Consider the following 26,814-nt stretch of genomic DNA (forward strand, 5'->3'; position numbering starts at 1 on the left):
TGTTACCCCTTACTGCGCGTTGAACAGAATCACTGCGGCGGTTGCCAGCAGGTTCAGTAACGTCAACGGCAGGCACACTTTCCAGCCAAATGACAGCACCTGGTCATAGCGTGGGCGCGGCAGCGCAGCACGGATCAGGATGAACATGGTCATAAAGAATGCAGTTTTAATGGCGAACCAGATGAACGGAGGCAGGAACGGGCCATGCCAGCCGCCGAAGAACAGCGTAACGATCAGCGCGGAAACCGTGGTAATTGCCACGTATTCTCCGACGAAGAACAGGCCAAACTTCATCCCGGCGTATTCAATGTGGTAGCCATCCGCCAGCTCCTGCTCGGCTTCTGGTTGGTCAAAGGGATGACGGTGACACACCGCAACACCCGCAATGGCAAAGGTGACGAAACCAAAGAACTGCGGAATGATATTCCACAGATGCGCCTGGCTATCCACAATCACGTTCAGATTGAAAGAACCCGCCTGGGCGACCACACCCATAAGCGACAGCCCAAGAAACACTTCATAACTCAGCGTCTGTGCAGAGGCACGCATTGCCCCCAACAGTGAGTATTTGTTGTTACTTGACCAGCCCGCAAACAGCACAGCGTAGACCGCCAGACCGGCCATCATCAGGAAGAACAGCAGTCCGATGTTGAGGTCCGTGACCATCCACGTTGGCGACACCGGCACAATGGCAAACGCCAGCAGCAGGGAAACAAACGCGATAACCGGGGCCAGGGTAAAAATGGCACGGTCAGTGAACGGTGGAACCCAGTCCTCTTTAAAGAACATTTTGATCATGTCTGCGGCCAACTGGAGCGAACCGCCCCAGCCGACGCGGTTTGGCCCGTAGCGGTTCTGCCACAAGCCGAGCAGACGACGCTCGGCGAAACTCATAAAGGCACCACAGGCGACCACCACCAGCAGAATGACAATCGCTTTACCAACGCCAATCAGGACGTCGATCACTTCCGGTGTGAACCAGCTCATTGCGCGGCCTCCTGGAGGTTTTCAACCTGAGCATTGGCAAGGAACGGCGGTACGCCTGGCATCCCCAGCGGCAGACCGATCTGGCCGGGTTCTAAAGCACTGGAGAAGCGCACTGGCAGTCGGATATGCTCACCCGCACAGTTGAACTCCACCGCAGTACCTTGATTAACACCCAGTTTTTCCGCATCAGTCGGGTTAATGACCAGCGTAGGCTGCGCCATACGTTTCTGGAACACCGTCGACCGTTGTGTCATCTCCTCACTGCCAAACAGCTGGTAGTAAGGCGCAACACGCCACTGGCCATTGCTGCTGAAACTGGCTGGCACGCTATCAAACCACGCCAGCGAAGCCCCTTCTTGCGCATTGAACAGGCGCACACCGGGATCGCCGAAGCGCAGATGTCCACCCACTTCAGCCTGGAACTTGTTCCATGCCTGCGGTGAGTTCCAGCCTGGCGCCCAGGCAAATGGGATCTGTGAGCGTGGTGCGCTGGGTTGGTTGTTACCTTCCATCGAGAAGGCAAACATGGTGTCTTTATCTTGCGGCTGGCGCGGTTCGTGCACGCTGATATTGGCGCGCGCAGCGGTACGACCACTGGAGCGGTGTGGCGAACGCGCCAGTTTTTGCCCACGAATACGGAAGCTGGCATCAGGTGCTGCATCTTTGATGCCTTGCAGCTGGGGCAGCTCCGCGATCAGGGAATCGATCACGTGATCTAACTGCGTCCAGTCAACGCGGCGGCTCTCAATGGTACTGTGCAACGAATGCAGCCAGCGCCAGCTCTCGAGCATCACAATGCTGTTGTCGTAGTAAGCCGGATCGTAAACCTGGAAGAAACGCTGAGCGCGGCCTTCCTGGCTGACGGAGGTGCCGTCACTTTCGACATAGCTGGCCGTTGAGAAGATCAAACCGGCTTTTTCTAACGTCGCCGTGCGCTGGTGATCCACCACGATCACATTCGGTGTGCCAGACAACGCGGCATCAACGCGCGCTTTCGGTGCCTGACGGTAAAGATCGTTTTCCAGGATCACCACAGCATCAGCAGAACCGTTTTCCAACTGGTCCAGTGCGCTATCCAACGTGTTGCCGCCCATCAGACCGAGTCCCATGCTGTTTGCATGAGAAGCCAGCAGAGTAATACCCACGTCAGCACCGCGTGACTTCAGCGCTTTTGCGACATTAGCTGCGGCCTGGATCATTTCGAGACTGCCAGAGTGCGTGCCGGAGATAATCAGCGGCTTTTTCGCCCCTGCCAGCGCCTGCACTACCACATCCAGCTTGCCATTCAGGCTACGGTCAAAATCGCTGACTGCTGGCGCGTTCTCATCCAGCGCATTGGCAATAGCGAAGCCGAGGCGAGCCTGATCTTCGATAGGTGCGCGATAGCTCCAGGCGGCGATATCATCCAGACGGGTTTCATCCACGTTGGTAATAAACAGCGGATGCTTAGCATGCTGGCCGATGTTCAGAATGGCGGCAATTTGCCAGTCAGCGACTTTCTGCGCGGCAGCCATCTCACGGGCTTTACCTTTCACCGCCTGACGCACCGACAGAGAGACACGAGCACCCACTTGCGTCAGGTCTTCACCCAACACCAGCACGGCGTCATAGCTTTCAATTTCGCGCAGTGACGGGGTATAGATCCCCCCTTCGCGCAGAATTTTTACCATCAGTTCCAGACGTGCCTGTTCGCCCGCTGGCATACCGGTTGAGAAGTTTTCCGCTCCCACCAACTGGCGCAGCGCAAAGTTACTTTCGAGGCTGGCGCGCGGCGAGCCGATACCAATCACTTTTTTCGCCTGACGCAGTACATCTGCCGCAGCATTCACGGCCTGTTCGGCGTTCAGGGTCACCCAGTCATCACCACGACGCTGCTGTGGATGACGAGGACGATCTTCACGGTTCACGAAGCCATAGCCGAAACGGCCACGGTCACAGAGGAAGTAGTGGTTTACCGAACCGTTATAACGGTTTTCGATACGGCGCAGCTCGCCATAACGCTCACCCGGACTGGTATTACAGCCGATGCTGCACTGCTGGCAGATGCTTGGCGCGAACTGCATGTCCCACTTACGGTTATAGCGTTCAGAGTGAGTTTTGTCGGTGAACACGCCGGTCGGACAAATTTCGACCAGGTTGCCCGAGAATTCGCTCTCCAGCGTGCCATCTTCCGGGCGACCGAAGTAGACGTTGTCGTGCGCACCGTAGACGCCGAGATCTTTACCATCGGCATAATCTTTGTAGTAACGCACACAGCGATAGCAGGCGATACAGCGGTTCATTTCATGGGAAATGAACGGACCGAGGTCCTGGTTTTGGTGCGTACGTTTGGTAAAGCGATAGCGACGGAAACTGTGGCCAGTCATGACCGTCATATCTTGCAGATGGCAGTTACCGCCCTCTTCACACACCGGGCAGTCGTGTGGGTGGTTAGTCATCAACCACTCCACCACGCTTTCACGAAATTCTTTCGCTTCGCCATCTTCAATGGAGATGAACGTGCCATCAGAAGCCGGGGTCATGCAGGACATGACCAGGCGGCCTCGGGTATCTTCGGCATTCTGAAATTGCTTCACCGCACACTGGCGGCAGGCACCAACGCTGCCCAGCGCCGGATGCCAGCAAAAGTAAGGAATATCAAGGCCAAGAGAGAGACACGCCTGCAGCAGGTTGTCCGACCCGTTCACCTCGTACTCTTTACCCTCTACGTGGATAGTAGCCATAGTGACATGCTTCCGTAAGGCCCGTCAGAGACGGGCGTTAATCAAATTCTGACCCCTGTTCGGGGCGACCAGCTTCTCAGCCAGTTCCGGGAGTGCTGAATTACCAGCGCGCTTTAAGCAGGTTGGGCTGAATCCCGTTTATCGCACGGGTATTGCCAAACACCTGCGGCGCTATGCCAGCTTCAAACTCTTCGCGGAAATATTTTATGGCGCTTTGCAGCGGCTCAACGGCACCGGGTGCATGGGCGCAGAACGTTTTACCTGGGCCCAACTGACGGCAAAGTTGCAGCAGGGTTTCGATATCGCCCGGTTGGCCTTTTTTCTGCTCCAGCGCACGCAGAATTTTCACGCTCCACGGCAACCCGTCACGGCATGGCGTACACCAGCCACAGGACTCGCGCGCAAAGAACTCTTCCAGATTTCGCACCAGCGAAACCATGCCGATCTCGTGATCAACCGCCATCGCCAGCGCAGTACCTAAACGACTGCCGGCTTTACCAATGCTGGCAAACTCCATCGGCAGATCGAGGTGTTGTTCAGTCAGGAAGTCAGTTCCTGCCCCGCCCGGTTGCCAGGCTTTGAATTTCAGGCCATCACGCATCCCACCCGCGTAATCCTCGAGGATTTCACGCGCGGTGGTGCCAAACGGCAGCTCCCACACGCCAGGGTTTTTTACCCGGCCAGAGAAGCCCATCATTTTGGTGCCGGTGTCTTCACTGGTAGAGATGTTCTTGTACCAGTCAACGCCGTTCAGGAAGATGGCGGGAACGTTGGAGAGTGTCTCAACGTTGTTCACGCAGGTCGGTTTGCCCCAGACGCCAGCACTGGCCGGGAACGGTGGCTTAGAACGTGGGTTAGCACGACGGCCTTCCAACGAGTTAATCAATGCCGTTTCTTCACCGCAGATATAGCGGCCTGCACCGGTGTGAACGATCAGTTCAAAATCGAAACCGGTGCCCAGGATGTTTTTGCCGATAAAGCCCGCTTCGGTGGCTTCGGCAATCGCACGACGCAGGTTTACTGCCGCTTCGATATACTCGCCACGCAGGAAGATATAGCCACGATAGGCTTTCAGCGCGAAGGCACTGATCAGCATGCCTTCTACCAGCTGATGCGGCATTTGCTCCATCAGCAGGCGGTCTTTATAGGTGCCTGGTTCCATCTCATCGGCGTTACACAGCAGGTAACGGATATTCATGGATTCGTCTTTCGGCATCAGACTCCACTTCAGGCCGGTGTTAAAGCCCGCACCGCCGCGCCCTTTCAGGCCAGAGTCTTTAACTGCCGCGACGATCTCATCCTGAGACAGGCTTTTCAGCGCTTTCTCCGCGCCGACGTAACCGTTTTTGCTGCGATACTCATCGATCCATACCGGCTGCTTGTCGTCACGCAGCCGCCAGGTCAGTGGATGAGTTTCCGCAGTACGAATGATCTGTTTAATGCTCATTGATACTGCTCCAGCAGGTTAGCGATGCCTTCCGGCGTCAGATGAACGTGAGTATCTTCATCTACCATCATGGTCGGGCCTTTATCACAGTTGCCCAGGCAGCAGGTCGGCAGCAGCGTAAAGCGGCCATCGGCTGTGGTCTGGCCAGGTTTAATATTCAGGCTCTGCTCAAGTGCAGCCTGAATGCCCTGGAATCCGGTGATATGGCACACCACGCTGTCGCAGTAGCGAATCACATGACGTCCTACTGGCGTGCGGTAGATCTGGCTGTAAAATGTCGCCACCCCTTCCACATCACTGGCAGGAATGCCGAGCACATCAGCAATGGCATTGATGGCACCGTCTGGCACCCATCCACGCTGCTTTTGCACAATTTTTAATGCTTCAATCGACGCCGCGCGAGCATCTTCGTAGTGATGTTTTTCGTGCTCAATGGCATCGCGTTCTGCCACGGTCAGCGTAAAGACCGCTTCTGGCTCGATGGTGTGAATAGCAATTTTTTGATCGTGCATAATTAGCGGTCCACGTCTGACATAACAAAATCGATACTACCGAGGTACACGATCAGGTCGGATACCAGGCTGCCACGGATCACCGATGGGATCTGTTGCAGATGCGGGAAGCTTGGCGTGCGCACGCGTGTGCGGTAGCTCATGGTGCTGCCATCGCTGGTCAGGTAGTAGCTGTTGATTCCCTTGGTCGCTTCAATCATCTGGAACGATTCGTTAGCCGGCATCACCGGGCCCCAGGAAACCTGAAGGAAGTGGGTAATCAGCGTTTCAATGTGCTGCAACGTGCGCTCTTTCGGCGGCGGCGTAGTCAGTGGGTGATCGGCTTTAAATGGCCCTTCCGGCATGTTGTTCAGACACTGCTCAAGAATACGCAGCGACTGCCACATCTCTTCCATCTTCAGCTGAACGCGGGTGTAAGCATCACTGATCCCTGCGCCCACTGGCACTTCGAAATCAAAGTTTTCATAGCCTGAATACGGACGCCATTTGCGTACGTCGAAGTCCAGACCGGTAGCACGCAAGCCCGCACCCGTTGTCCCCCACGCCAGGGCTTCTTCCATGTTGTAAGCGGAAACGCCTTTCGAACGGCCAATCAGTACCGTGTTACGCAGTGCCGCTTTGTCGTACTCTTTCAGACGTTTTGGCATCCAGTCGAGGAACTCACGCAACAGGCGCTCCCAACCTTTTGGCAGGTCATGGGCAACACCACCAATGCGGAACCAGGCTGGGTGCATACGGAAGCCGGTAATCGCTTCAACCACATCATAAATTTTCTGGCGGTCGGTGAAGGCGAAGAACACCGGGGTCATCGCACCTACGTCCTGAATAAAGGTCGAGATGTAGAGCAGGTGACTGTTAATGCGGAACAATTCAGACAGCATGACGCGAATCACATTGACGCGATCCGGTACGGTAATCCCGGCCAGTTTTTCCACCGCCAGCACGTAAGGCATCTCGTTGACGCAGCCGCCAAGGTATTCAATACGGTCGGTATAGGGGATGTAGCTGTGCCATGACTGACGTTCGCCCATCTTCTCAGCGCCACGATGGTGGTAGCCTACATCGGGTACGCAGTCGACAATCTCTTCGCCATCCAGCTGCAAGATGATGCGGAATGCACCGTGCGCAGAGGGGTGGTTTGGACCGAGGTTAAGGAACATGAAGTCTTCGTTGGTTGTGCTGCGTTTCATGCCCCAGTCTTCCGGCTTGAACGTCAGCGACTCCATTTCAAGATCTTCTTTTTGCTTGGTCAGCTCAAACGGATCGAATTCAGTGGCGCGTGCCGGGTAATCTTTACGCAGCGGGTGCCCTTCCCAGGTCTGCGGCATCATAATGCGCGTCAGATGTGGGTGACCATCAAAGGTGATACCGAACATTTCCCAGGTTTCACGCTCATACCAGTTGGCATTCGCAAACAGCCGGGTAATGGTCGGCACGTGTAGATCGTTTTCGGACAATGCCACCTTGAGCATGATGTCACGATTGCGTTCAATTGAGATCAGGTGATAGAACACGGAGAAATCAGCCACCGGTAACCCCGCGCGATGGGTACGCAGGCGTTCATCCATCCCGTGCAGGTCATAAAGCATGACATAAGGTTTAGGCAGCTTGCGGAGAAATTCGGTGATTTCCAGCAGTTGTTCACGCTTCACCCACACAACCGGAATACCGGTACGGGTGGCCTGAACGGTAAATGCATCGGGTCCAAAGCGGTTACGCAGCTCGCCAATCACCGGGTCATCCTGGTGATCGCGGGTGAGCCAGCCAGGCTGAGCGAGATCTTGCGTGGTTAAATCAGTCATACGTTACTCACCATTCCGGCCTGTAATCAGGCGCTGAAAAGAAGGCGTCAGGAGGGGCCACGCAATAATTTTGATAGTCTGCTGCGGGCCTGTTTACCCTAAGCGACGCGATGATGTGCTGTCACAGTCGCTTTTGGGCATCTCCATCCATACACGGTTAACTTATACTTCGTCAGGCGTTCGCAGGTTGGTCACTGCGATACGCTCGCCGCGTTTTCTTTCGCGCTCTGACTGCATATTGGCGCGGTATACGCCCTGATCGCCGACCACCCAAGAGAGAGGACGACGCTCTTTACCGATGGATTCCCGCAACAGCAACAGCGCTTGCATGTAAGCTTCTGGGCGTGGTGGGCAGCCTGGGATATACACATCAACCGGCAGGAATTTATCGACGCCCTGCACTACGGAATAGATGTCGTACATACCGCCAGAGTTGGCGCAAGCCCCCATGGAGATAACCCACTTTGGCTCCAGCATCTGGTCATACAGGCGCTGAATAACCGGGGCCATTTTGGTGAATGGGGTTCCGGCAATCACCATGAAGTCAGCCTGACGTGGTGAGGCGCGCATAACTTCAGCACCAAAACGTGCAACGTCATGCACCGCAGTGAACGACGTCGTCATTTCCACGTAACAGCAGGAAAGGCCAAAGTTATAGGGCCACAGGGAGTTTTTACGGCCCCAGTTCACCATGTCATGCAGGGCATTTTCGAGTTTGCCCATGTAAACACTGCGGTGAACATGTTGTTCTAACGGATCGCCAACAACTTCCTGTTTCTGCAACGGGTAACGGTCTTGATCACCACCGTTCGGGTCCACGCGGGTGAGCGTATAGTCCATCTTATTGCCTCGCTTTTACTGCTTGCTGGAGTGGTTGTGGCTGATCGGGGCGCTTTTCACGACTACCCGACGTTTTGCAGGGGCCCAATCAAGCGCACCGATGCGCACCAGATAGACCAATCCAGCCAACAGGACCAAAATGAAAATGGCAGCTTCCACAAAGCCTACCCAGCCGCTTTCGCGGATTGAGGTCGACCATGCGTAAAGAAAGAGGGCTTCAACGTCGAAGATGACGAAGAACATCGCAACCAGATAAAACTTTGCGGAGAGACGGATATGGGTATCGCCTACTGAAGCAATACCGGATTCGAAAGGGGTATTTTTGTATCTGGCGCGGGCTTTACCACCGAGTAACCAACCGCCGGTTAACATGAAAGCACACAGGCCGAACGCAATAACAATAAATACGACAAACGCCCAATGATGAGCGATTACTTCGCTGGTAGTTGACATTGTCTCTGCTTCTTTTTCAAAAGTGATGTCCGCTTCCTGCTCGTTACACTGGCAGTAAACCCACCACATCAATTCAAGGGAAGGAAAATAACCTTGTACTTTTTGCTGTCATTAGCGATTAAGCAGCAATTTTGTGTGGTTATTTACCTCTTTCCATAACCTTTTGTCAACTTAGACAAATGCAATTAAACAAAAACTAACATTTGCAACTCACAGTTAACATCAAGAGCGCTATCGTAACGCTAAATCGCTTCAGTTTGTAGGGTTAATAACAGTGTAGTTGTAAATCAGATGCCTGCATCGTGCATTTAGTAATCATATTCTGGCAGGTATCCGGCAGATTTCCTCCCTTTTTTCAGGGGTATTTTTTGATCCAGAACACAGATTGGGATTTATTGCACAAAAAAACACCATGAAAACCGCTGGCTTTATGGCATTCGCACTGAAGGATAGAAATCTTTATTCCAAATATGAATAAAATGAAATTTACTGAAGAGTCGTATTTTGATGAAGATCTGATTGGGGTTGAAAATGGCGGAAAAACAGCAAGAAAAGATAAAAAAACAGGCCTCAGAGTGAAGTAATCACACCTGAGGCCTGTTATTTACAGTTTTAACAATTCAAGTGTTGCTCAAAGAAGAAGCAAACACTTATGAAATTTACTCTTCGTCGTCCAGCAGCAGGCTGTCTTCCGGGTTGGCGCTGAGGTTGTACGGGTCATTACTGGACTGCATCGCATTGAAGATCGCCAGAGCCAGTTCATTATCGCTATCTGGGTTACGGCACAGCAGATACTGCGTATCTGGCAATACCGGTAAACCTTCAGCAGCCCCCATCACGCGCAATTCCGGGCTCATCATTTCCACTGGACGTGCCGTCACACCCAAGCCCGCTTTCACCGCAGCACGAACCGCAGCCAGGGTTGAAGCGACGTACGAAATACGCCACGGGATGCCCGCTTCGTTAAGGTGATCGATAGCCATATCACGGTACGGACTTGGTTCATCCAGCAACACCAATGGAATGGCTTCACCGCGCTGGAAAATGTAATCCGCTGCGCAGTACCACAGTGTTGGTGAAGTACGCAGCACCTGATGGGTAAAGTTACCCGGGCTTGAGGTGGTGACGACCAGATCAACTTCACCCTGGTTCAGCATCTCCATCATAAATGGATTACGCTTCACACGAACATCGATGGCCAGTTTTGGATAAACAGAGGTCACGCGGTTCAGCAAGAACGGGAGAATCGTATCGGAGGTGTCATCAGACGCACCGATGGTCAACACGCCCTGAATATTGCTGTACATCAGCGATGTGCAGGCTTCGTCGTTGAAGCGCAAGATTTTTCTGGCATAGCCCAGCAGTTGGATGCCGTGTTCCGTGAGAAGTTTATTACGTCCATGTCTGGCAAACAGCTCTTTACCTACCAACTGCTCGAGACGTTGCATCTGCTGGCTCACTGCAGATTGTGTTCTGCACACGGCAGCAGCTGCTGCTGCAAACGTATTCAAATCAGCAACAGCAACAAATGTTCTCAGCAGATCGAGATCGAGATTAAGTATCGGACGATTTGCATTAGTCATGTTTTTTTCTTCACTTTATAAGATTTGTAAAAACTACTACCCTGGTGTTATTACACGAATTATCAAAGAGATAAGTCGCTATGGTGTTCTTTGGCTGCGCGAAGAGAGCACGAAACAAGTTGCCGGTGTTAAACCGACGAGCACATTGTCCCAGAACGGAGGACAACCGCAATACAGGCAGGAACAACTTCTGAAGCCGTCGCGAAAACGATCGACTGCGAGCTGTGAATTTACCTGGCGCCTCGTTTAAAAAAATGACCATACGAGACAATATAAAACGCCTCCGGATAAGCTATCCGTTAGCGATAAGCAACTTCAAATAGTAAATTATACTTAATCATTTTTACCCGGAAAATGGAAATTATTTTGCGTCAATTATCGCAAATTTTGACCAAATGTGATTTTTCGCACATCCTGGCACATCCCTGATCCGATTTTAAGCCCTCCTTACCTTAAATACCGTGAAAACACACCAAGACCAGGCTTGAATGCGAAAAAATGCCGACTAAACCGTATGGCAAGGTTTACCATATTCAGGGCTATAAACGCAGGGAGATTTGGCTGAAAACCTGCACACTTAAGCACATAATGGCAACACCCATGAACGCATCATCGTTTAGCGGTGATCTATAAAAAAATGCTTAACTATTTCGTGGAGTTTACACCTGTACTCAGCGGGGGAAACCCTTGAAAAACTACTTAATTTGCGGGTTAACTTGCGGATAAAATCGTTTACAATACTGCAACGCCACCAAAAGTATAAAAAACGCCAAAAAAGACAAAAAAAAGATAATGAATTCACAAAATAGCATTTAGATAAAATTATAATCCATTTTTATCAAAAAAACAGGGTGAAATGCATAAAACACCCCGTTACCCTTCTTTTGTGGCATACAGAAGAGTACATTGTCCTGATCGGTGTTGTGCCTGTATCAAGACATGATGTGTAAGGCGAATTAAGAATGAATTTTCAAATAGATAAATCAGGTAAGCTGGAAAACGTCTGCTACGATATTCGTGGTCCGGTATTAAAAGAAGCAAAACGTCTGGAAGAAGAAGGCAATAAAGTTCTCAAACTCAATATTGGCAACCCTGCGCCATTTGGCTTTGAAGCGCCCGATGAAATTCTGGTCGATGTCATCCGTAACCTGCCAAGTGCACAGGGATATTGCGATTCAAAAGGCCTCTATTCCGCACGTAAAGCAATCATGCAGCACTACCAGGCGCGCGAAATGCGCGACATGACGGTAGAAGACATCTATATCGGCAACGGTGTTTCAGAGTTGATTGTGCAGGCGATGCAAGCCTTGCTCAACAGCGGTGATGAAATGCTGGTGCCAGCACCGGATTATCCTCTATGGACGGCGGCCGTGTCGCTCTCTAGCGGAAAAGCCGTGCACTATCTGTGTGATGAATCCGCTGGCTGGTTCCCGGATCTTGACGATATCCGCAGCAAAATCACCCCACGTACCCGTGGTATTGTGATTATCAACCCGAATAACCCAACGGGTGCGGTATACAGTAAAGAGCTGCTGCTGGAGATCGTTGAGATCGCCCGTCAGCACAACCTGATTATCTTTGCCGATGAGATCTACGACAAAATCCTGTATGACGAAGCACAGCACCACTCCATTGCCGCACTGGCACCGGATCTGCTCACCGTCACCTTTAATGGCCTGTCAAAGACTTATCGCGTTGCCGGTTTCCGTCAAGGCTGGATGGTGCTCAACGGACCGAAAAAACATGCTAAAGGTTACATTGAAGGCTTAGAAATGCTGGCTTCAATGCGCCTGTGCGCCAATGTTCCTGCACAGCATGCCATTCAGACCGCGCTTGGGGGCTATCAAAGCATCAGTGAATTCATTGTGCCTGGCGGTCGTCTGTATGAGCAACGTCAGCGTGCCTGGGAATTGATCAATGAAATTCCTGGCGTCAGCTGCGTTAAACCGCAGGGCGCGTTGTATATGTTCCCACGTATTGACGCGAAGAAATTCAACCTGATGGATGACCAGAAGATGGTGCTAGACTTCCTGTTGCAGGAAAAGGTCTTGCTGGTACAGGGCACGGCATTTAACTGGCCGTGGCCGGATCATGTGCGCATTGTAACGCTGCCACGTGTTGACGATCTGGAAATGGCTATCAGCAAATTTGGCCGCTTCCTGGAAGGTTATCGCCAGTAGTCACCTGCGCCAGTTCGCTATGTTTATGGGGAGGTCGATCCTCCCCAACTACGCACAGGATAATGCATGATTCAAAGCCACTTTTTTGCCAATCTCTCCCGCTTAAAACTGATCAACCGCTGGCCGCTAATGCGTAACGTACGCACAGAAAACGTCTCAGAACATAGCTTACAGGTCGCGATGGTGGCCCATGCGCTGGCGGTCATTAAAAACAAAAAATTCTCCGGCAACGTCAATGCCGATCGCATCGGAATGTTGGCGCTCTATCACGATGCCAGTGAAGTGCTGACCGGCGATTTACCCACACCGGTTAAGTATTACAACGCGCAAATCGCCCACGAATACAAAAAGATTGAAAAAATCGCCCAAAAGAAGCTCATTCAGATGTTACCCGAGGAGCTACAGGATATCTGGAGCCCATTGCTGGATGAACATCAAGCCAGTCGGGAGGAGCACGCCGTGGTCAAACAGGCTGATGCGCTGTGTGCCTATGTAAAATGCCTGGAAGAGCTGTCAGCGGGAAATAATGAATTTTTGACGGCGAAAGCACGGTTGGAGAAAACGCTGCAAGAGCGGCGCTCACCTGAGATGGACTACTTTATGGAGGTGTTCATCCCAAGCTTTAGCCTCTCTCTGGATGAGATTTCGCAAGATACCCCACTCTAATCGTTCCCAGGCCGGGCCCACTAAACACGGAGCATAGGCCTGGGTTCTTTAAATGGCTTTCAGAGGTCGTCGAGAAAAGTACGATCAAGCTGCTTAAAGGCTCGCTTCAAAACATCAGCCAGCGCCTGATAAGTCGGTTTTCCTTCCACGGGGGCAATAGCCTGTCCCGCCTGTTCAAGTTTAGCGCGCACTTCATGGAACCAACTCAGCAATGTTGGCGGTAACGGGGTTACCGAGCGCTTACCCAACCACCAGAGTCCCTGCATCGGGAGCGTACAAGCAAACAGCGCCGTTGCTACTGCCGGGCCAAGCTGTCCACCCAGAGCGATTTGCCACGCCATGGCAAATACCGCCAACGGCGGCATGAAGCGAACGGCAAAACGCGTAGCGGTGATAACCCGGTTTTCAGGAAACACCGGAGCCAGGCGCTTATCGTTCGGCCAGGTCTTCATATAGTGTTGTCCACGCTGGAAAATTTGAAACCAACCGTGTGTGCGGGAGTCATTCGCCATTACATACCTCAACTAAAACCACAATAAATAAACTGTTTTTACAGCTACACAACTTTACGTGACATCTTTCAATTATTTTTGCTTTTTAACAGCAACACCCGCTATTCTGTCGCAGTTTTTTAACAAACATCCGGCAAAAGTTGCCAGAAAAACCGTGAAGGCGGGTACCCGAGAACAAAAAATCAAAATTTCACGTAAAATTTATAAATTTTTTTGCATTGTCGCCGCAAAATCGCTGGCGCATGATATCCGTCATTATTTTAACTGCGCACATGCTCTACCCTGTTAGGCTGATTGCGCCAATTTACGCCACACTTAATCAATAGGTACTTCCATGTCGAGTAAGTTAGTACTGGTTCTGAACTGCGGTAGTTCATCACTCAAGTTTGCCATCCTCAACCCTGCAAGTGGCGATGAGTATCTGTCTGGTCTGGCAGAGTGCTTCCATCTCCCGGAAGCACGTATTAAATGGAAGCTGGAAGGCCAGAAGCAGGAAGCACCGCTAGGTGCTGGCGCTGCGCACAGTGAAGCACTGCACTTCATTGTTAAAACTATTCTGGCACAAAAGCCAGACCTTTCCGCACAAATCGCTGCAATTGGTCATCGCATCGTACACGGTGGCGAAAAATATACGGAATCCGTGCTGATCACCTCGGAAGTGATCCAGGGCATTAAAGATGCTTCCTCTTTCGCCCCATTGCACAATCCAGCCCATCTCATCGGTATAGACGAAGCGCTAAAAAATTTCCCACAGCTCGCCGACAAAAATGTCGCGGTTTTCGATACGGCTTTCCATCAGACAATGCCGGAAGAGTCTTATCTCTATGCCCTGCCCTACTCACTGTATAAAGATCACAGCATTCGTCGCTATGGCGCACACGGCACCAGCCACTACTACGTCACTCAGCAAGCCGCTGAGTTTCTGAACAAGCCGGTAGACACGCTGAATATCATCACCTGCCATCTGGGTAATGGTGCGTCCGTTGCCGCGATCCGCAACGGCATCTGTGTCGACACCTCAATGGGCTTAACGCCACTGGAAGGTTTGGTCATGGGCACCCGCAGTGGTGATATCGATCCGGCCATCATCTTCTTCCTGCACGATACGTTGGGCATGACCGTCGATGCTATCAATAAGCTGCTGACCAAAGAGTCCGGCCTGCTCGGCCTGACCGAAGTCACCAGCGATTGCCGCTATGCTGAAGATAACTACAACGTGAAAGAAGATGCCAAACGCGCGATGGACGTCTTCTGCCATCGCCTCGCGAAATACATTGGCAGCTATGCAGCACTGATGGACGGTCGTCTTGATGCCGTGATCTTTACTGGTGGCATCGGTGAAAACGCCGCACTGGTCCGCGAACTGGCACTGAAAAAACTGGCGCTGCTGGGCTTTGAGGTGGATCATGACCGTAACCTGGCGGCGCGCTTTGGCAAAGCCGGGTTTATCAATACAGACGGCACACGCCCAGCGGTGGTGATCCCTACCAATGAAGAGCTGGTAATCGCACAGGATGCTGCGCGCCTGACCGCCTGATTCTCTATACCGTCAGCACCTGGCTGACGGTGTTGTTTTGACACCCTGTAAAACCGGAGAGGTTAACCGTGTCACGTACAATTATGCTCATTCCGACCGGAACCAGTGTCGGCCTGACCAGCGTAAGTCTTGGTGTAATTCGCGCGATGGAGCGCAAAGGCGTGCGCCTCAGCGTGTTTAAACCGGTTGCTCAGCCACGCAGTGGCGATGACAGCCTGGACCAGACCACCAGCATCATCCGAAAAAATTCCGCTATCCCAGCCGCCGAACCGATCCGCATCTCGCGCGTCGAGTCCCTGTTGGGGGCAAACCAGCAAGATGTCTTGATGGAAGAGATCATTGCTAACTATCACGAAAATGCTAAAGATGCAGAAGTCGTGCTGGTTGAAGGTCTGGTACCTACCCGCAAACATCAGTTTGCCAACGCGCTGAACTATGAAATCGCTAAAACCCTCAACGCAGAGATTGTGTTTGTCACCGCACTGGGCAACGATTCTCCCGCGCAGTTGAAAGAGCGTATTGAACTGACGCAAAGTGGTTTTGGCGGACGTAAAAATAAAAACATCACGGGTGTGATCATCAATAAGCTGAATGCACCCGTTGACGAACAGGGGCGTACACGCCCGGATCTGTCCGAGATCTTCGACGAATCAAACAAGGCCAGCGTGGCCAATATCGATCCTAAGCAGCTGTTCGCTAACAGTCCGCTGCCGGTGCTCGGCTGTGTGCCATGGAGTTTTGATCTGATCGCCACCCGTGCGATCGATATGGCAAACCACCTGAAAGCACGCATCGTGAACGAAGGTGAGATCCATACCCGCCGTATCAAGTCTGTGACTTTCTGCGCGCGCAGCATTCCGCATATGTTGCAACTGTTCCGCCCTGGCTCACTGCTGGTCACCTCGGCTGACCGTCCTGACGTTATCGTTGCAGCATGCCTTGCCGCCATGAACGGCATTGAGATCGGTGCCATTCTCCTGACCGGTGGTTATGACATTGACGACAATATTGCGCGTCTGTGTGAGCGTGCCTTCCAGACCGGTTTACCGGTATTTGTGGTCGATACCAATACCTGGCAGACCTCCCTGAGCCTGCAGAGTTTCAATCTTGAAGTGCCGCCAGACGACACACAGCGTATTGAGAAAGTGCAGGAATACGTTGCCGGCTTTATCAGTCCCGAATGGATTGAGTCACTGACCGCCACTTCAGAGCGTAGCCGTCGCCTCTCACCGCCGGCATTCCGTTATCAGCTTACAGAGCTGGCACGCAAAGCGGGTAAGCGTATCGTTTTGCCAGAAGGCAACGAGCCGCGTACGGTTAAAGCCGCCTCGATCTGCGCTGAGCGTGGTATCGCGACCTGCGTACTGCTGGGTAATCCAGAAGAGATACAGCGTGTCGCTGCGGCTCAGGGCGTGGAACTCGGCAAAGGCATCGAGATTGTTAACCCAGAAGAGGTGCGTCAACACTATGTGGCGCGTCTGGTAGAGCTGCGCAAGAACAAAGGCATGACCGAAGTGGTGGCTGAAGAGCAGTTGGAAGACAACGTAATGCTCGGCACCATGATGCTGGAACGGAATGAAGTGGATGGTCTGGTATCGGGTGCGGTTCATACCACCGCGAATACCATTCGTCCTCCGCTACAGCTCATCAAGACTGCGCCGAATAGCTCACTGGTGTCTTCGGTGTTCTTCATGCTGCTGCCAGAGCAGGTGCTGGTCTACGGTGACTGCGCCATTAACCCCGATCCTAATCCAGAGCAACTGGCCGAAATCGCCATTCAGTCGGCTGATTCAGCGAAGGCATTTGGGATTGATCCCCGCGTTGCGATGATTTCCTACTCAACGGGTAATTCCGGCGCAGGCAGTGACGTGGAAAAAGTGCGTGAAGCTACGCGTATCGCGCAGGAAAAACGCCCTGATCTCGTGATTGATGGCCCACTGCAATATGACGCAGCGATCATGGAAGACGTGGCAAAATCTAAAGCGCCAAATTCGCAGGTGGCTGGACGCGCCACGGTATTCATCTTCCCTGATTTGAATACCGGTAATACTACCTACAAAGCAGTACAACGTTCCGCCGATCTTATCTCAATCGGCCCGATGCTCCAGGGGATGCGGAAACCGGTCAATGACCTGTCACGCGGTGCATTGGTCGATGATATTGTTTACACCATTGCTTTAACGGCGATTCAGTCACAACAGGCTGAAGACGCTGGCGTGTAACTCACTAAGGGATAGCGCAAAACGCTATCCCTACATTTTTATCCTGTCCTGATGTGCAGGCATTTTATTATCCGAATTTTTTAATTCAGACTCTGGCACTTTAATATATTTCTTACTGTACATCATGTCGTTAATGGTGATGACCTGGTATTTTTTCTTACGATTAAAACCGCAACGCTGGTAAAATTCAAAATCCTCGGATCTCGTATTGTTATCTATTTGATAAAATCCAGGGTTCTGATCATCTTCGACAAAGCCCATTAAATAATGACTGCCATGCTCATCAATTGAGCTTAATCTGCTATTATTATAGGAGAAACAGGAATTATAACGTTTTTGGCTCACTTCCTGTTTATTATAATCAATACTAAGATGCTCTGCTGTCATCACCCCTCCAGATATTACTGCAAAGTCAGCGCCTCCTGAAACAACATCATTTATTTTCCCACTATCCACGCCGTTTATTTTATGTAACCCTTGTTTATTCATTTCTCCTGCTATTTTATCTAGAGAATAACGTTCTCCAAATGAAAATAATTGAGAAAAAAGTGGCGGGAGTGTCTGTTCGCTGGCCAGAACATATTGACTATCATTTTTGGTATTATCGTCGGGAAGAAAATCAACTCTTCCGCCGGTTCCGTCCGGTGATACAAAAATAACAGTATTGTTTCTTATGACGTAAGTGTTAGGATAAAGCACCAATATCCCTTCGCTTTCTTGGGGTTGATAAAACGCAGGTGAAAAAACATTGATATTTCTGTCTATAAGCAGTTTGTTAATTTCGCCTTCCTGATCTGTCACGCTTTCTGAGGAGATATAAATCATGGTGCTATCGGTTGGAATAACAGAGTGATTAGCGCTACCTTGAGTAAACCGCCCCCCTACACCTGGAGAAAATTTCATACTCGTCATTGCTTCCAGAGAATGAATTAAGCAAGGTAAATTCCTGCCAATAAACCGATAGCCTGTTTTCTCATCCAGCAAACTGAACTGACCATTTTCATGGCGCTCTAAAGGAATAATTCCTGCATTAATTTCTGTATAGAAATCGCCAGACTGGCGACAGTAGGCAAAATAAAACTGATGATTTCCATCAAACTGTTGGTATTGGATTATTTTAAAACAATCAGGTTGTAATATATTTTCACTTCTAATCTTCCTCTCTTCTATCTGTTCTAATGATAACAATGAGAGACTCATGACAGAATAGATACTATCACCTTTTATCATGCTATTTCGACCAGGAACCTGATCTAACAGTTGCCCCATGCCGCGAAATTTATTAATTTCAACCAGATTTGCATAATCCGAAAATCTCTCTTTGACTGGATAAGAAAATATGACATCCTCACCAACAGAAAGTGGTCTTCGGAAAAAACCCTCAAATAAATCAACTGCATTCTCAGATACGCAAAATGGAAAACCAACCTGCATTAATCGCATTTTTTTCAGTTGCAACTCTGCTTTTTCTTTATCATGAAAAATAAGGCAAGATGGCAAGTTAATGCTACCTGAACCTCCACGCAATCTCGTGTTATTTATCAATTCACCTTGACTGTTTTGATTGACGTTGAAATCATTTCTTTTATTACTATTTCTTGCTTTAGAGATTAAACCAAAGCGGAAGTTTGCTTCCTTGACCTTAACAAACTTATCACGCTCAGCATCATTTTTATTTCTACTCCGCAGTTTCTTACGTTCAACAGATTTTCTAGCCGTTTTTACTACCAGAGAATATCGGTTTATTTCCTTGCGATCACCCAGTCCACCAGACGCTAAGCCCTGATTAATACTGGTGGTAGGTGGCTGCCTATTCGACAACATATTGATTAATTTTCGCGAGCCATGCTGAATCCCCTGTGTAGACACGCCGCTTGCCCGTCCTTGATATGCAGTGCTGTAGCCAGAAGGTTTCTTAGGTTTGGGTCCATGTGAACCTGAACTTTTACCTTTACGGGCTTGTGGCTGTGGCAACATCTCAGAGGCGACAGCAAGGGGTCTTACTGTCGTTTCTTCTAATTTCATCTCGCTGAATTCATTAAGACTCTCTGAAACATTTAAAGGTAAGGATAAATTGACAGATGATATATTCATACGCTTTTACCTGGCTATTAATAATACAATTAAACATTGTGATAGGTAATATAGAAGTTATCTAACCGTGGTTCCTGAGATGAAATACCCTTGATGTTATTTATGTCTGTATATCCATAATCTGTTAGCATGTCACTCATTTCTTTTTTCGTGTAAAAGTACCCTTTTAAGATTCCTTTTTCGCGTAAAAATAACACCGTCGATCCGTCATCATCTATTTGAAAGAGTGATGGATTAGTGGGGTGTTTTTTGAAATTAACGCCACCATATTTTCCTTGCATATCAATGTAGTGTAAGGACTCATTTTCAAAAATAAAACTATTACGATAGAGCAAACCATGTTTACTATTATTTAGCGCATCGAATGATGAAAAAAGATCGTTACCCTCGTCAATTTTCAGGTCTAGCGTGGAACTAATAGTCTGACTGGTTTTATTTGCTTCAATAAAAAAATTTCTTTGTTGGTTGCTTTTTATGGCATGCCTGATGACTGTTCCCCTTTTATGCATGACCGCTGTTCCATCGGAGAAAGTTAATCCACTCACACGTTCAACACCCGCAATAAAGTCACGAATATTATCACTGCTAAAATGATAGCCCGTATTTTTATCAATTAACTGATAACGTCCCTGCTCAGTAGAAATTTCAGCGATGGCCGTACGGCTCCCCCCCTCACTGATTGGCCGATGTCGATGCCAGACAAGCAGCAAATTACTGTCATTCTGCCGTCCACGATATTCTACCAACTTGAAACTGTTCGGTGGTAACACGCTATCTGGTGACAAATTATACATTTTCACTTTTTCTGGACTAAAAGCAGTGATGGTCATCGCTGAATAGATACCAACTTTATCTAACGCTGGAGATAAAGATCGGATTTCATTTGGCAGATGAAGTGAATTATCCTCTTCACAAAAAGACTGAAAGTATACAATATCCCCATCTTTGATCTGCGCGTTATTGAGAGGAAAATCGTAATACATTTCAAAAGGTGGTGAGAGACCCACTGGAACAGAAAAATAGACTGACTCCGAGCGCAGACGTGATGCAAATATTATATCCAGCGTTTGTTCAGGTGTCGTAAAAGGAATGATGCGGGTAACCGGTTGAGCCAAGCCAGAGCCTGTTTTTTTGGAATTACTCTCATTTGATATTGGTAATCCCTGAGTGTATGTAATATTTCCACTTCGATTAATCTCTGAAGGAGATAAACCACCCTCTTCTACGGCATCTTTTTTCTTGCCACGCTGAATCTCCATGGGATTCTTTTTGTTTATTACGCCGAAAACATCAGAACGCGCTGACATCATACTCTCACGCCCTGGATCATCCTTCCCCTCATTTATTTTCCTTGCCGAATTACGGCCCCACTTCAGGTTTTTTGCACGGGTGTAAATGACACTTGTTTTTTTTCGAGAATTCAACAGTGTTCTACCCGGTTTACTTATTATGGGGATTTTTTGGGGTTTCGGCTTACTCCCGCGAGCCTGTGGTGTCGGCAAGAGCTCACTGCCAATTACCGGAACAAGATTATTATTGAAATAGTTACTTTCAAAACCACCCACATCCAAACTTCTTGCTTTATTTCTCCCGCGCTCTAATTCAATACCTGTGTAATTATTTACTGTAGATGATGAGATCCCCGCTAGCGACATTAAACCTCCAGTTCAGTTTCATTTTAAATTAAAAAACCCACCAACCCATAGCCGACATAATATAAATGATAGCCATATGTCGTCGGTGTGGTGGTGAAGTTCAAATGAAGACCAGCGAGAGGATTTAAAGATGCAGAAGCGAGACAAGAGTGGGAAAATCCTGCCGGGAAACGTCCTTTTAACCGGCAGTCTGGTGGGATCAGGCTTCGCTGTTACGGCTGAGCCATAATGACAGGGCTTTGAGAGAGTCATCGGTAAACTCATCACAACGCGCAGTAATCTCCTCTGGGGTCATCCAGATGACCTCATCAACCTCTTCTTCCTGCATCGCAAAGGGGCCATGAGAAACACAGCTAAACAAACCGCCCCAAACGCGGCAATGCTGATCTTCAAAATAGAACTTACCGTGATCGGCAAATGGAACACCAGCGATGCCCAGCTCCTCTTCTGCTTCACGACGAGCAGATTCCAGCATATCCTCACCGCTTTGCACCACGCCCCCAGCAGTGGCATCCAACATGCCCGGCATAAAGTCTTTAATTTCAGTGCGGCGTTGCACCAAAATCTTGCCCATCCCATTGTGTACTACGATGTAAGTTGCACGGTGACGTAAGGTTTGCGCACGCATTTGTGCACGGGTTGCTTGTGCGATGACTTCATCGTCTTCGCTGACAATATCAACCCACTCAATACCATCACCGGTTGTTTGATCCGCCATCCTGTTTTTTCCCGTCAGACTCCGCTCCGCTTATCACGCGGGTTAGCGAGTTTATTTGTCGTGTGATGCGTAAGGTAATCACTTCCGCAATTATGTACAAGCCTGGAAAAATCCTCAGCCGTTTCTTCCAGGCTCAGACAGCCACAGTTGTATGGAAGCACGTTGCCACTGAAACGCTGCATAATCACTCAGCCGCTGTGGTAGAAGATCGCCGTGCAGTGCCAACCTGTTTAGCATCACCGCCAGATCGGTATCTGCGATTGACCATTCACCAAACACATTCTGCTGTCCTTCGGGTAGCAGTTGTAATACTGCATCAATCAGTTTTTTCCCTGCCAACGTGGCTGTTTCACTTAACGGGGCAAATCGTGCCGCAGCAAAAATCACCGACGTTGGCCGCTCCTCACGTATTGGCAAAAAATCACTGCGTAGCCATGCCTGTATCTCTCGGGCGCGGGCGCGCTTCTCTATATCACGTGGATAGAGGCGTTCATATTCCGGCGCCGGAAAACGTTCTTCAAGATACTCAGTGATAGCCGAAGACTCACTCAACAGAAATTCCCCCACCTGCAGGCTGGGAACCCTACGCGTCAGTGAAACCGCACGATAGCTGTCTGAGGCTTGTTGCTGGCTCGACAAGTCAACAGAACGTAACTGGAAATCCAGGCCTTTCTCTTTTAAAGCAACATAAGCGGAAAGTGCATAAGGGCTAAAAAAATCACTATCAACCCACAACGTGATGGCAGGGTAATCCATTGGCGACCTCAGTTGGATAGTTATCAACAGGTTCATCTTTACCCGTTTTTTCTGACTCAGGCAATCGACCTTTCCATGCGGATAGTGAAAAAAACGCATAGCGCACAAACACGTCAAGCAGACTCTTCTATGCTGAAGCTATAACAAGAGCAGGAGAACCGCTAATGCATATTTTACTCACCGGAGGCACCGGGCTAATAGGTCGCCATCTCATCCCGGAACTCTTCCAACAGGGACATCAAGTCAGTGTTGTCACTCGTGACGTAGCGGCAGCACGTGCTGTTCTGGGCGCACAGGTTGCACTCTGGTCTGGGCTGGAGCAACAAACTGATTTGAATGGCATCGATGTGGTGATCAATCTGGCAGGTGAGCCGATTGCCGATAAACGCTGGAGTGAAAGCCAAAAACAACGTTTATGTGACAGCCGCTGGCAGATAACCGAACGTTTGGTCACACTGATTAAAGCCAGCTCCCAGCCTCCAGCATTGCTGATTTCCGGTTCGGCAATTGGCTTTTATGGCAACAGTGGTGACCTGGTCTTGACGGAAGAGGATGCCGGGCAAAACGAGTTTACCCATCAGCTTTGTGCCCGCTGGGAGCAAATTGCGCTGACAGCACAAAGTGCCGAAACCCGGGTTTGTTTGCTGCGTACCGGCGTTGTTTTAACGCCACAAGGCGGTGCTTTGAGTAAAATGACCCTTCCCTTTCGCCTCGGTATTGGTGGCCCTATCGGCAGTGGTAAACAGTACCTCTCATGGATTCATATTGAAGACTGGATCAGCGCAGTGCTCTGGTTGATAACACATCCGCAACTGAGTGGCCCCATTAACCTCGTTTCACCTTATGCCGTTCGCAACGAACAGTTCGCCGCCATTTTGGGCCGGGCATTGCATCGCCCGGCATTTATGCGGACGCCGACAATGGCAATCCGATTAATGATGGGTGAATCTTCTGTCCTGGTGTTAGGGGGGCAGCATGTGTTACCACAGAAACTCGAAGCGTCTGGTTTCCAGTTCCGCTGGCACAATCTGGAGACATCAATCACCGATTTACTCAGGAAGGCGTAACCCTTAATACTCTGGTAATTGCATATCCGGATAATTTACAAAGGTAGCATTTTCAAGCCTGGTCATAATCTCGCTGGTATTGTAATAAAGGCCAGGGACAACCTTTATTTTTTGCAAAAAAATTCTTTGCGCTGCCGTGAGATTATAATCAAGTCTTAAAAGGTTACTGTGCTGGGGCGTGAAAAATAGCTCTCCATATTCGCCATCATCATCATAATACCGAAGTATATTATTGTGAAATGAAAATAAATGGGAGAGACTATCGTGGTCTGAAAATGGCAACCCTCTTTCTGTGGTCGTCATTTCAGTTTCTGTAGTACTTTCAGTTTCTGTAGTACTTTCAGATTCTGTAGCATCTTCCAGCATTGACTGCCCATCATCAGGCAACTCAATATCCATATAAAAACCATCAGCTTTAGCTGAGAAATCAAAGCCATTGTCAAATGGAAGATAATTAACTCCTTTTCCCTGCAAATGATTAATTAACATTTGCCGGGTGTAGTTCTCCCTGTGTAGAAATCCGGCCTGGCTATAGAGCCTTGCGTCATCTAACGATTCAGGTGAGAGTGTATAATATGAGCTATTTTTCCCTGTCGATGAAACTTTGAACCTCCCCTCCTCACCATTTTCATTAACATAAATCAGTGATTCATCTAAAAGTGTAAAACAATTTCTGTAGAGAGGGAAATTCGTATTACTCCCATACGTTATCTCTCCGACAGCAGAAAAAAATGTCAAATCCTCGTTAACATCTCCCAGAGAGCAAAATCCTCTCAGCGTTGTATTTTGGTTGATAAATAGTGATTGCGTTTTTATTAAATAATTCTCTGCCATCTCCGATTCCATGCGGTGGCGATTAGCATTATCATTGTAGTGATATTTTAATCCGGTCACTTTACTTATGCCGCTTATAAAGTTATTGATATTATCCCCACTCAACATCAATCCAGTCTCCTGATCCTGGAGCATAATAAAGTTATCGACAATATCTACAGGAATAAAACCTGCGTTATATCCATTATTTTCACGGCATTTGTTGATATGATAAGCAATAAAATATCCACCTGTGCCTACAGGCGCGGGTGATTTAAAGAGTTTAAACCTGTTTTCAGGAATGACAAACTTAGCACTAATGTTGTTTTGTTTAATAGACTCATTCGATACAACTGACAACGTCAGCACGGAGAAGACCGAATCTGGATTTCTTTTAATCATCTCTTTAGTATTCATTTTCCGCTCAGATATCACGCCAGGTATTTCACGAAAATTATTGAATTGCATCCCCCCCTGACTCTGATGCCTGTTAACATGGCTAAAGATAACCTCTCTTGGAGCCATATTTTCTTTGTGTACTGCATCGTGAAAGACATGATCAAACTTACGAGATAGAGAAGAGTCCAAACAAATATAGTTACTCTCTTTGCTATAGCGCATTAACCTCATGTATTCATAGCACTCTTGTACGTTCGTGATATAGAGGCAGCGCAGATTTTTATCTCGTAAATGTTCTGAATTAACTTTACTCTCCGTTTCAATCCGTTCAGCTTTAATTTCTGGTGCCACAGTGGTTCGCTCTGAGGTTCCTTGCGATGGCAAACCAAGAGAAACCTTTCCATTCATTAAGGCAGGATGGGATGACTCAACACCCTCGGTGGAATTACTCTTTTTTTCAAATTCCTCTCGATCTATTGCTGCCAGTTTATTTTTTGTACCTACATAACTGCCATAGGTACCATAGGATGTCATGCTCTCTTTGGCTGAACCATCACCCGCGTGATGATTTCCCTGCGCTGCGCCTGGTACCGCGATTGCATTACGTGCCGCATTATTTAGTTCATATTTTCGCTCGTCCTTTCTTCTTACTGATCGACTTCTTGTTTTGTGGCGAAATATCCTACTCTGGGCTATTTTTTTTTGCACTGAAGATACGGCTAACTTGATTTTTTTCGGCGGGCTGGCTTTAGCTTTTGCCGCACTGGCACCGGGTAGTGGCCAGGAATAACTCACTACCTCAGCACTACGTTGTAAGTCTTGCTGGGCAGATGTTCGCGGAAAAGCCGTTATTAGCCTTTGTTTTACATCACTTAAAAGTGGAAGAGGAGGAGTGAAAGGCAATATTCTGGTCATAGCTCATCTCGTTAGTAGACTCAAACATTGCCCTGATATTGCAAAATCAAGGCAATGTTTTGTCAGGGTTATTAGATAAATTCAACTTATCTGTAACCCGGAAACGTGATGAGTTCGGCAGCAAAGTCATCAGGACTCTTGCCCTGATGACGCCACGTTATTTCAATGAACCTTTTAAAAATTGCTGTAAACGCGGACTTTTCGGGTTGTCAAACAGCTCACCTGGCGCGCCCTGCTCCTCAATTTTCCCCTGGTGCAGGAAAATCACCTGGCTGGACACATGGCGAGCAAACTCCATTTCATGCGTCACCACCACCATGGTTTTGCCCTCTTCCGCCAGTTTTTGCATAATGCGCAGCACTTCGCCCACTAGCTCAGGATCGAGCGCCGAAGTGGGCTCATCAAACAGCAGTACTTCGGGTTCCATCGCCAACGCACGCGCAATAGAAACACGCTGCTGCTGCCCACCGGAGAGGTGAATCGGGTATTTTGCGCGAGCGCGCTCATCAATACCGACCTTCTCCAGATACTTAATCGCTCGCTCACGAGCTTCCGCTTTACTTAAGCCCAGAACCTGAATCGGTGCTTCCATCACGTTCTCCAGCACTGTCATATGGCTCCAGAGATTAAAGTGCTGGAACACCATGGTCAGGCGAGTACGTAATGAACGGAGTTGTTCTTTATCAGCAACTTTAAGCTGCCCGTCCTTGTCACGCACCATATTAATCAACTCGTTATTCACCGAGATCGTGCCTTCACTCGGTTTTTCGAGAAAGTTAATGCAGCGCAAAAAGGTACTTTTCCCGGATCCGGAAGAGCCGATAATGCTGATGACATCACCAGCATTCGCCTGCAAGGAGACGCCTTTCAGCACCTCATGTTCACCATAGCGTTTATGCAGTTCAGTTACGCTTAATTTATTGTCAGCCATAG

The 26,814-nt window shown here is 49.2% G+C and carries 20 protein-coding genes; 5 read left to right on the plus strand and 15 right to left on the minus strand.

Annotated features, from left to right (window positions below; genetic code table 11):
- Positions 1-9: 9 nt before the first annotated feature.
- The 8 genes from nuoH to lrhA form a co-directional block, all read right to left on the minus strand.
- Complete coding sequence (gene nuoH / locus F3J40_RS04260) at positions 10-987, minus strand: NADH-quinone oxidoreductase subunit NuoH (protein WP_167012709.1); 978 nt, start codon at positions 985-987, stop codon at positions 10-12.
- Positions 984-3,710 carry an NADH-quinone oxidoreductase subunit NuoG gene (nuoG, locus tag F3J40_RS04265; RefSeq protein WP_167012710.1) on the minus strand — a complete coding sequence of 909 codons (2,727 nt, stop codon included), beginning with the start codon at positions 3,708-3,710 and terminating at the stop codon, positions 984-986. Before nuoG ends, nuoH begins: the two co-directional genes overlap by 4 nt.
- Before the next feature lie 100 nt (positions 3,711-3,810).
- On the minus strand, positions 3,811-5,151 hold the full coding sequence (gene nuoF / locus F3J40_RS04270) for an NADH-quinone oxidoreductase subunit NuoF (protein WP_369410917.1): 1,341 nt from the start codon (positions 5,149-5,151) through the stop codon (positions 3,811-3,813).
- 2 nt (positions 5,152-5,153) lie between these two features.
- Entirely contained in the window at positions 5,154-5,669 is a 516-nt protein-coding gene (gene nuoE / locus F3J40_RS04275) for an NADH-quinone oxidoreductase subunit NuoE (RefSeq protein ID WP_017345435.1), read from the minus strand.
- Positions 5,670-5,671: 2 nt separating this feature from the next.
- Positions 5,672-7,471: an NADH-quinone oxidoreductase subunit C/D gene (nuoC, locus tag F3J40_RS04280; protein ID WP_167012712.1), complete on the minus strand. Its 1,800-nt coding sequence runs from the start codon at positions 7,469-7,471 to the stop codon at positions 5,672-5,674.
- 162 nt (positions 7,472-7,633) lie between these two features.
- Positions 7,634-8,311, minus strand: a complete 678-nt coding sequence (locus F3J40_RS04285) for a NuoB/complex I 20 kDa subunit family protein (protein ID WP_017345433.1) — start codon at positions 8,309-8,311, stop codon at positions 7,634-7,636.
- Between the two features lie 15 nt (positions 8,312-8,326).
- Positions 8,327-8,764, minus strand: a complete 438-nt coding sequence (locus tag F3J40_RS04290) for an NADH-quinone oxidoreductase subunit A (RefSeq protein ID WP_026042334.1) — start codon at positions 8,762-8,764, stop codon at positions 8,327-8,329.
- Positions 8,765-9,423: 659 nt separating this feature from the next.
- The gene (lrhA, locus tag F3J40_RS04295; protein WP_017345430.1) at positions 9,424-10,347 is read right to left on the minus strand and encodes a transcriptional regulator LrhA; all 924 of its coding nucleotides are present in this window, start codon (positions 10,345-10,347) and stop codon (positions 9,424-9,426) included.
- A gap of 962 nt (positions 10,348-11,309) precedes the next feature.
- Between lrhA and F3J40_RS04300 the strand changes: the two genes are divergently transcribed.
- Both F3J40_RS04300 and yfbR read left to right on the plus strand, forming a co-directional pair.
- Positions 11,310-12,527 (plus strand): pyridoxal phosphate-dependent aminotransferase, encoded by a 1,218-nt coding sequence (locus F3J40_RS04300; RefSeq protein WP_017345429.1) that lies wholly within the window; start codon positions 11,310-11,312, stop codon positions 12,525-12,527.
- A 66-nt stretch (positions 12,528-12,593) separates the two neighbouring features.
- Positions 12,594-13,193, plus strand: coding sequence for a 5'-deoxynucleotidase (yfbR, locus tag F3J40_RS04305; RefSeq protein WP_167012713.1), 600 nt, complete (start codon positions 12,594-12,596; stop codon positions 13,191-13,193).
- Positions 13,194-13,252: 59 nt separating this feature from the next.
- On the opposite strand, the gene yfbV is transcribed toward yfbR, so the two are convergent.
- Complete coding sequence (gene yfbV / locus F3J40_RS04310) at positions 13,253-13,705, minus strand: terminus macrodomain insulation protein YfbV (RefSeq protein ID WP_017345427.1); 453 nt, start codon at positions 13,703-13,705, stop codon at positions 13,253-13,255.
- Positions 13,706-14,039: 334 nt separating this feature from the next.
- Here yfbV and ackA point away from each other — a divergent pair, with 334 nt between their 5' ends.
- A complete protein-coding gene (ackA, locus tag F3J40_RS04315) occupies positions 14,040-15,242 on the plus strand; it encodes an acetate kinase (RefSeq protein ID WP_167012714.1) in 1,203 nt (400 codons plus the stop codon).
- 68 nt (positions 15,243-15,310) lie between these two features.
- The gene (pta, locus tag F3J40_RS04320; RefSeq protein ID WP_167012715.1) at positions 15,311-17,464 is read left to right on the plus strand and encodes a phosphate acetyltransferase; all 2,154 of its coding nucleotides are present in this window, start codon (positions 15,311-15,313) and stop codon (positions 17,462-17,464) included.
- 30 nt (positions 17,465-17,494) lie between these two features.
- On the opposite strand, the gene F3J40_RS04325 is transcribed toward pta, so the two are convergent.
- The 4 genes from F3J40_RS04325 to yfcF form a co-directional block, all read right to left on the minus strand.
- Positions 17,495-19,558 carry a hypothetical protein gene (locus tag F3J40_RS04325; protein ID WP_167012716.1) on the minus strand — a complete coding sequence of 688 codons (2,064 nt, stop codon included), beginning with the start codon at positions 19,556-19,558 and terminating at the stop codon, positions 17,495-17,497.
- Positions 19,559-19,587: 29 nt separating this feature from the next.
- Complete coding sequence (locus F3J40_RS04330) at positions 19,588-21,213, minus strand: hypothetical protein (protein ID WP_167012717.1); 1,626 nt, start codon at positions 21,211-21,213, stop codon at positions 19,588-19,590.
- A gap of 199 nt (positions 21,214-21,412) precedes the next feature.
- The gene (gene yfcD / locus F3J40_RS04335; RefSeq protein WP_167012718.1) at positions 21,413-21,931 is read right to left on the minus strand and encodes an NUDIX hydrolase YfcD; all 519 of its coding nucleotides are present in this window, start codon (positions 21,929-21,931) and stop codon (positions 21,413-21,415) included.
- A 114-nt stretch (positions 21,932-22,045) separates the two neighbouring features.
- Positions 22,046-22,687: a glutathione transferase gene (gene yfcF, locus F3J40_RS04340; protein ID WP_167012719.1), complete on the minus strand. Its 642-nt coding sequence runs from the start codon at positions 22,685-22,687 to the stop codon at positions 22,046-22,048.
- Positions 22,688-22,851: 164 nt separating this feature from the next.
- Here yfcF and F3J40_RS04345 point away from each other — a divergent pair, with 164 nt between their 5' ends.
- The gene (locus F3J40_RS04345) at positions 22,852-23,754 is read left to right on the plus strand and encodes a TIGR01777 family oxidoreductase (RefSeq protein ID WP_167012720.1); all 903 of its coding nucleotides are present in this window, start codon (positions 22,852-22,854) and stop codon (positions 23,752-23,754) included.
- 3 nt (positions 23,755-23,757) lie between these two features.
- Here F3J40_RS04345 and F3J40_RS04350 read toward each other — a convergent pair whose 3' ends face one another.
- Both F3J40_RS04350 and hisP read right to left on the minus strand, forming a co-directional pair.
- On the minus strand, positions 23,758-25,881 hold the full coding sequence (locus F3J40_RS04350; protein ID WP_167012721.1) for a hypothetical protein: 2,124 nt from the start codon (positions 25,879-25,881) through the stop codon (positions 23,758-23,760).
- 157 nt (positions 25,882-26,038) lie between these two features.
- Positions 26,039-26,812 carry a histidine ABC transporter ATP-binding protein HisP gene (gene hisP, locus F3J40_RS04355; RefSeq protein ID WP_017345417.1) on the minus strand — a complete coding sequence of 258 codons (774 nt, stop codon included), beginning with the start codon at positions 26,810-26,812 and terminating at the stop codon, positions 26,039-26,041.
- Positions 26,813-26,814: the final 2 nt, after the last annotated feature.

The sequence above is a fragment of the Candidatus Pantoea multigeneris genome (genome assembly GCF_011752615.1).
GTDB lineage: Bacteria > Pseudomonadota > Gammaproteobacteria > Enterobacterales > Enterobacteriaceae > Pantoea > Pantoea multigeneris.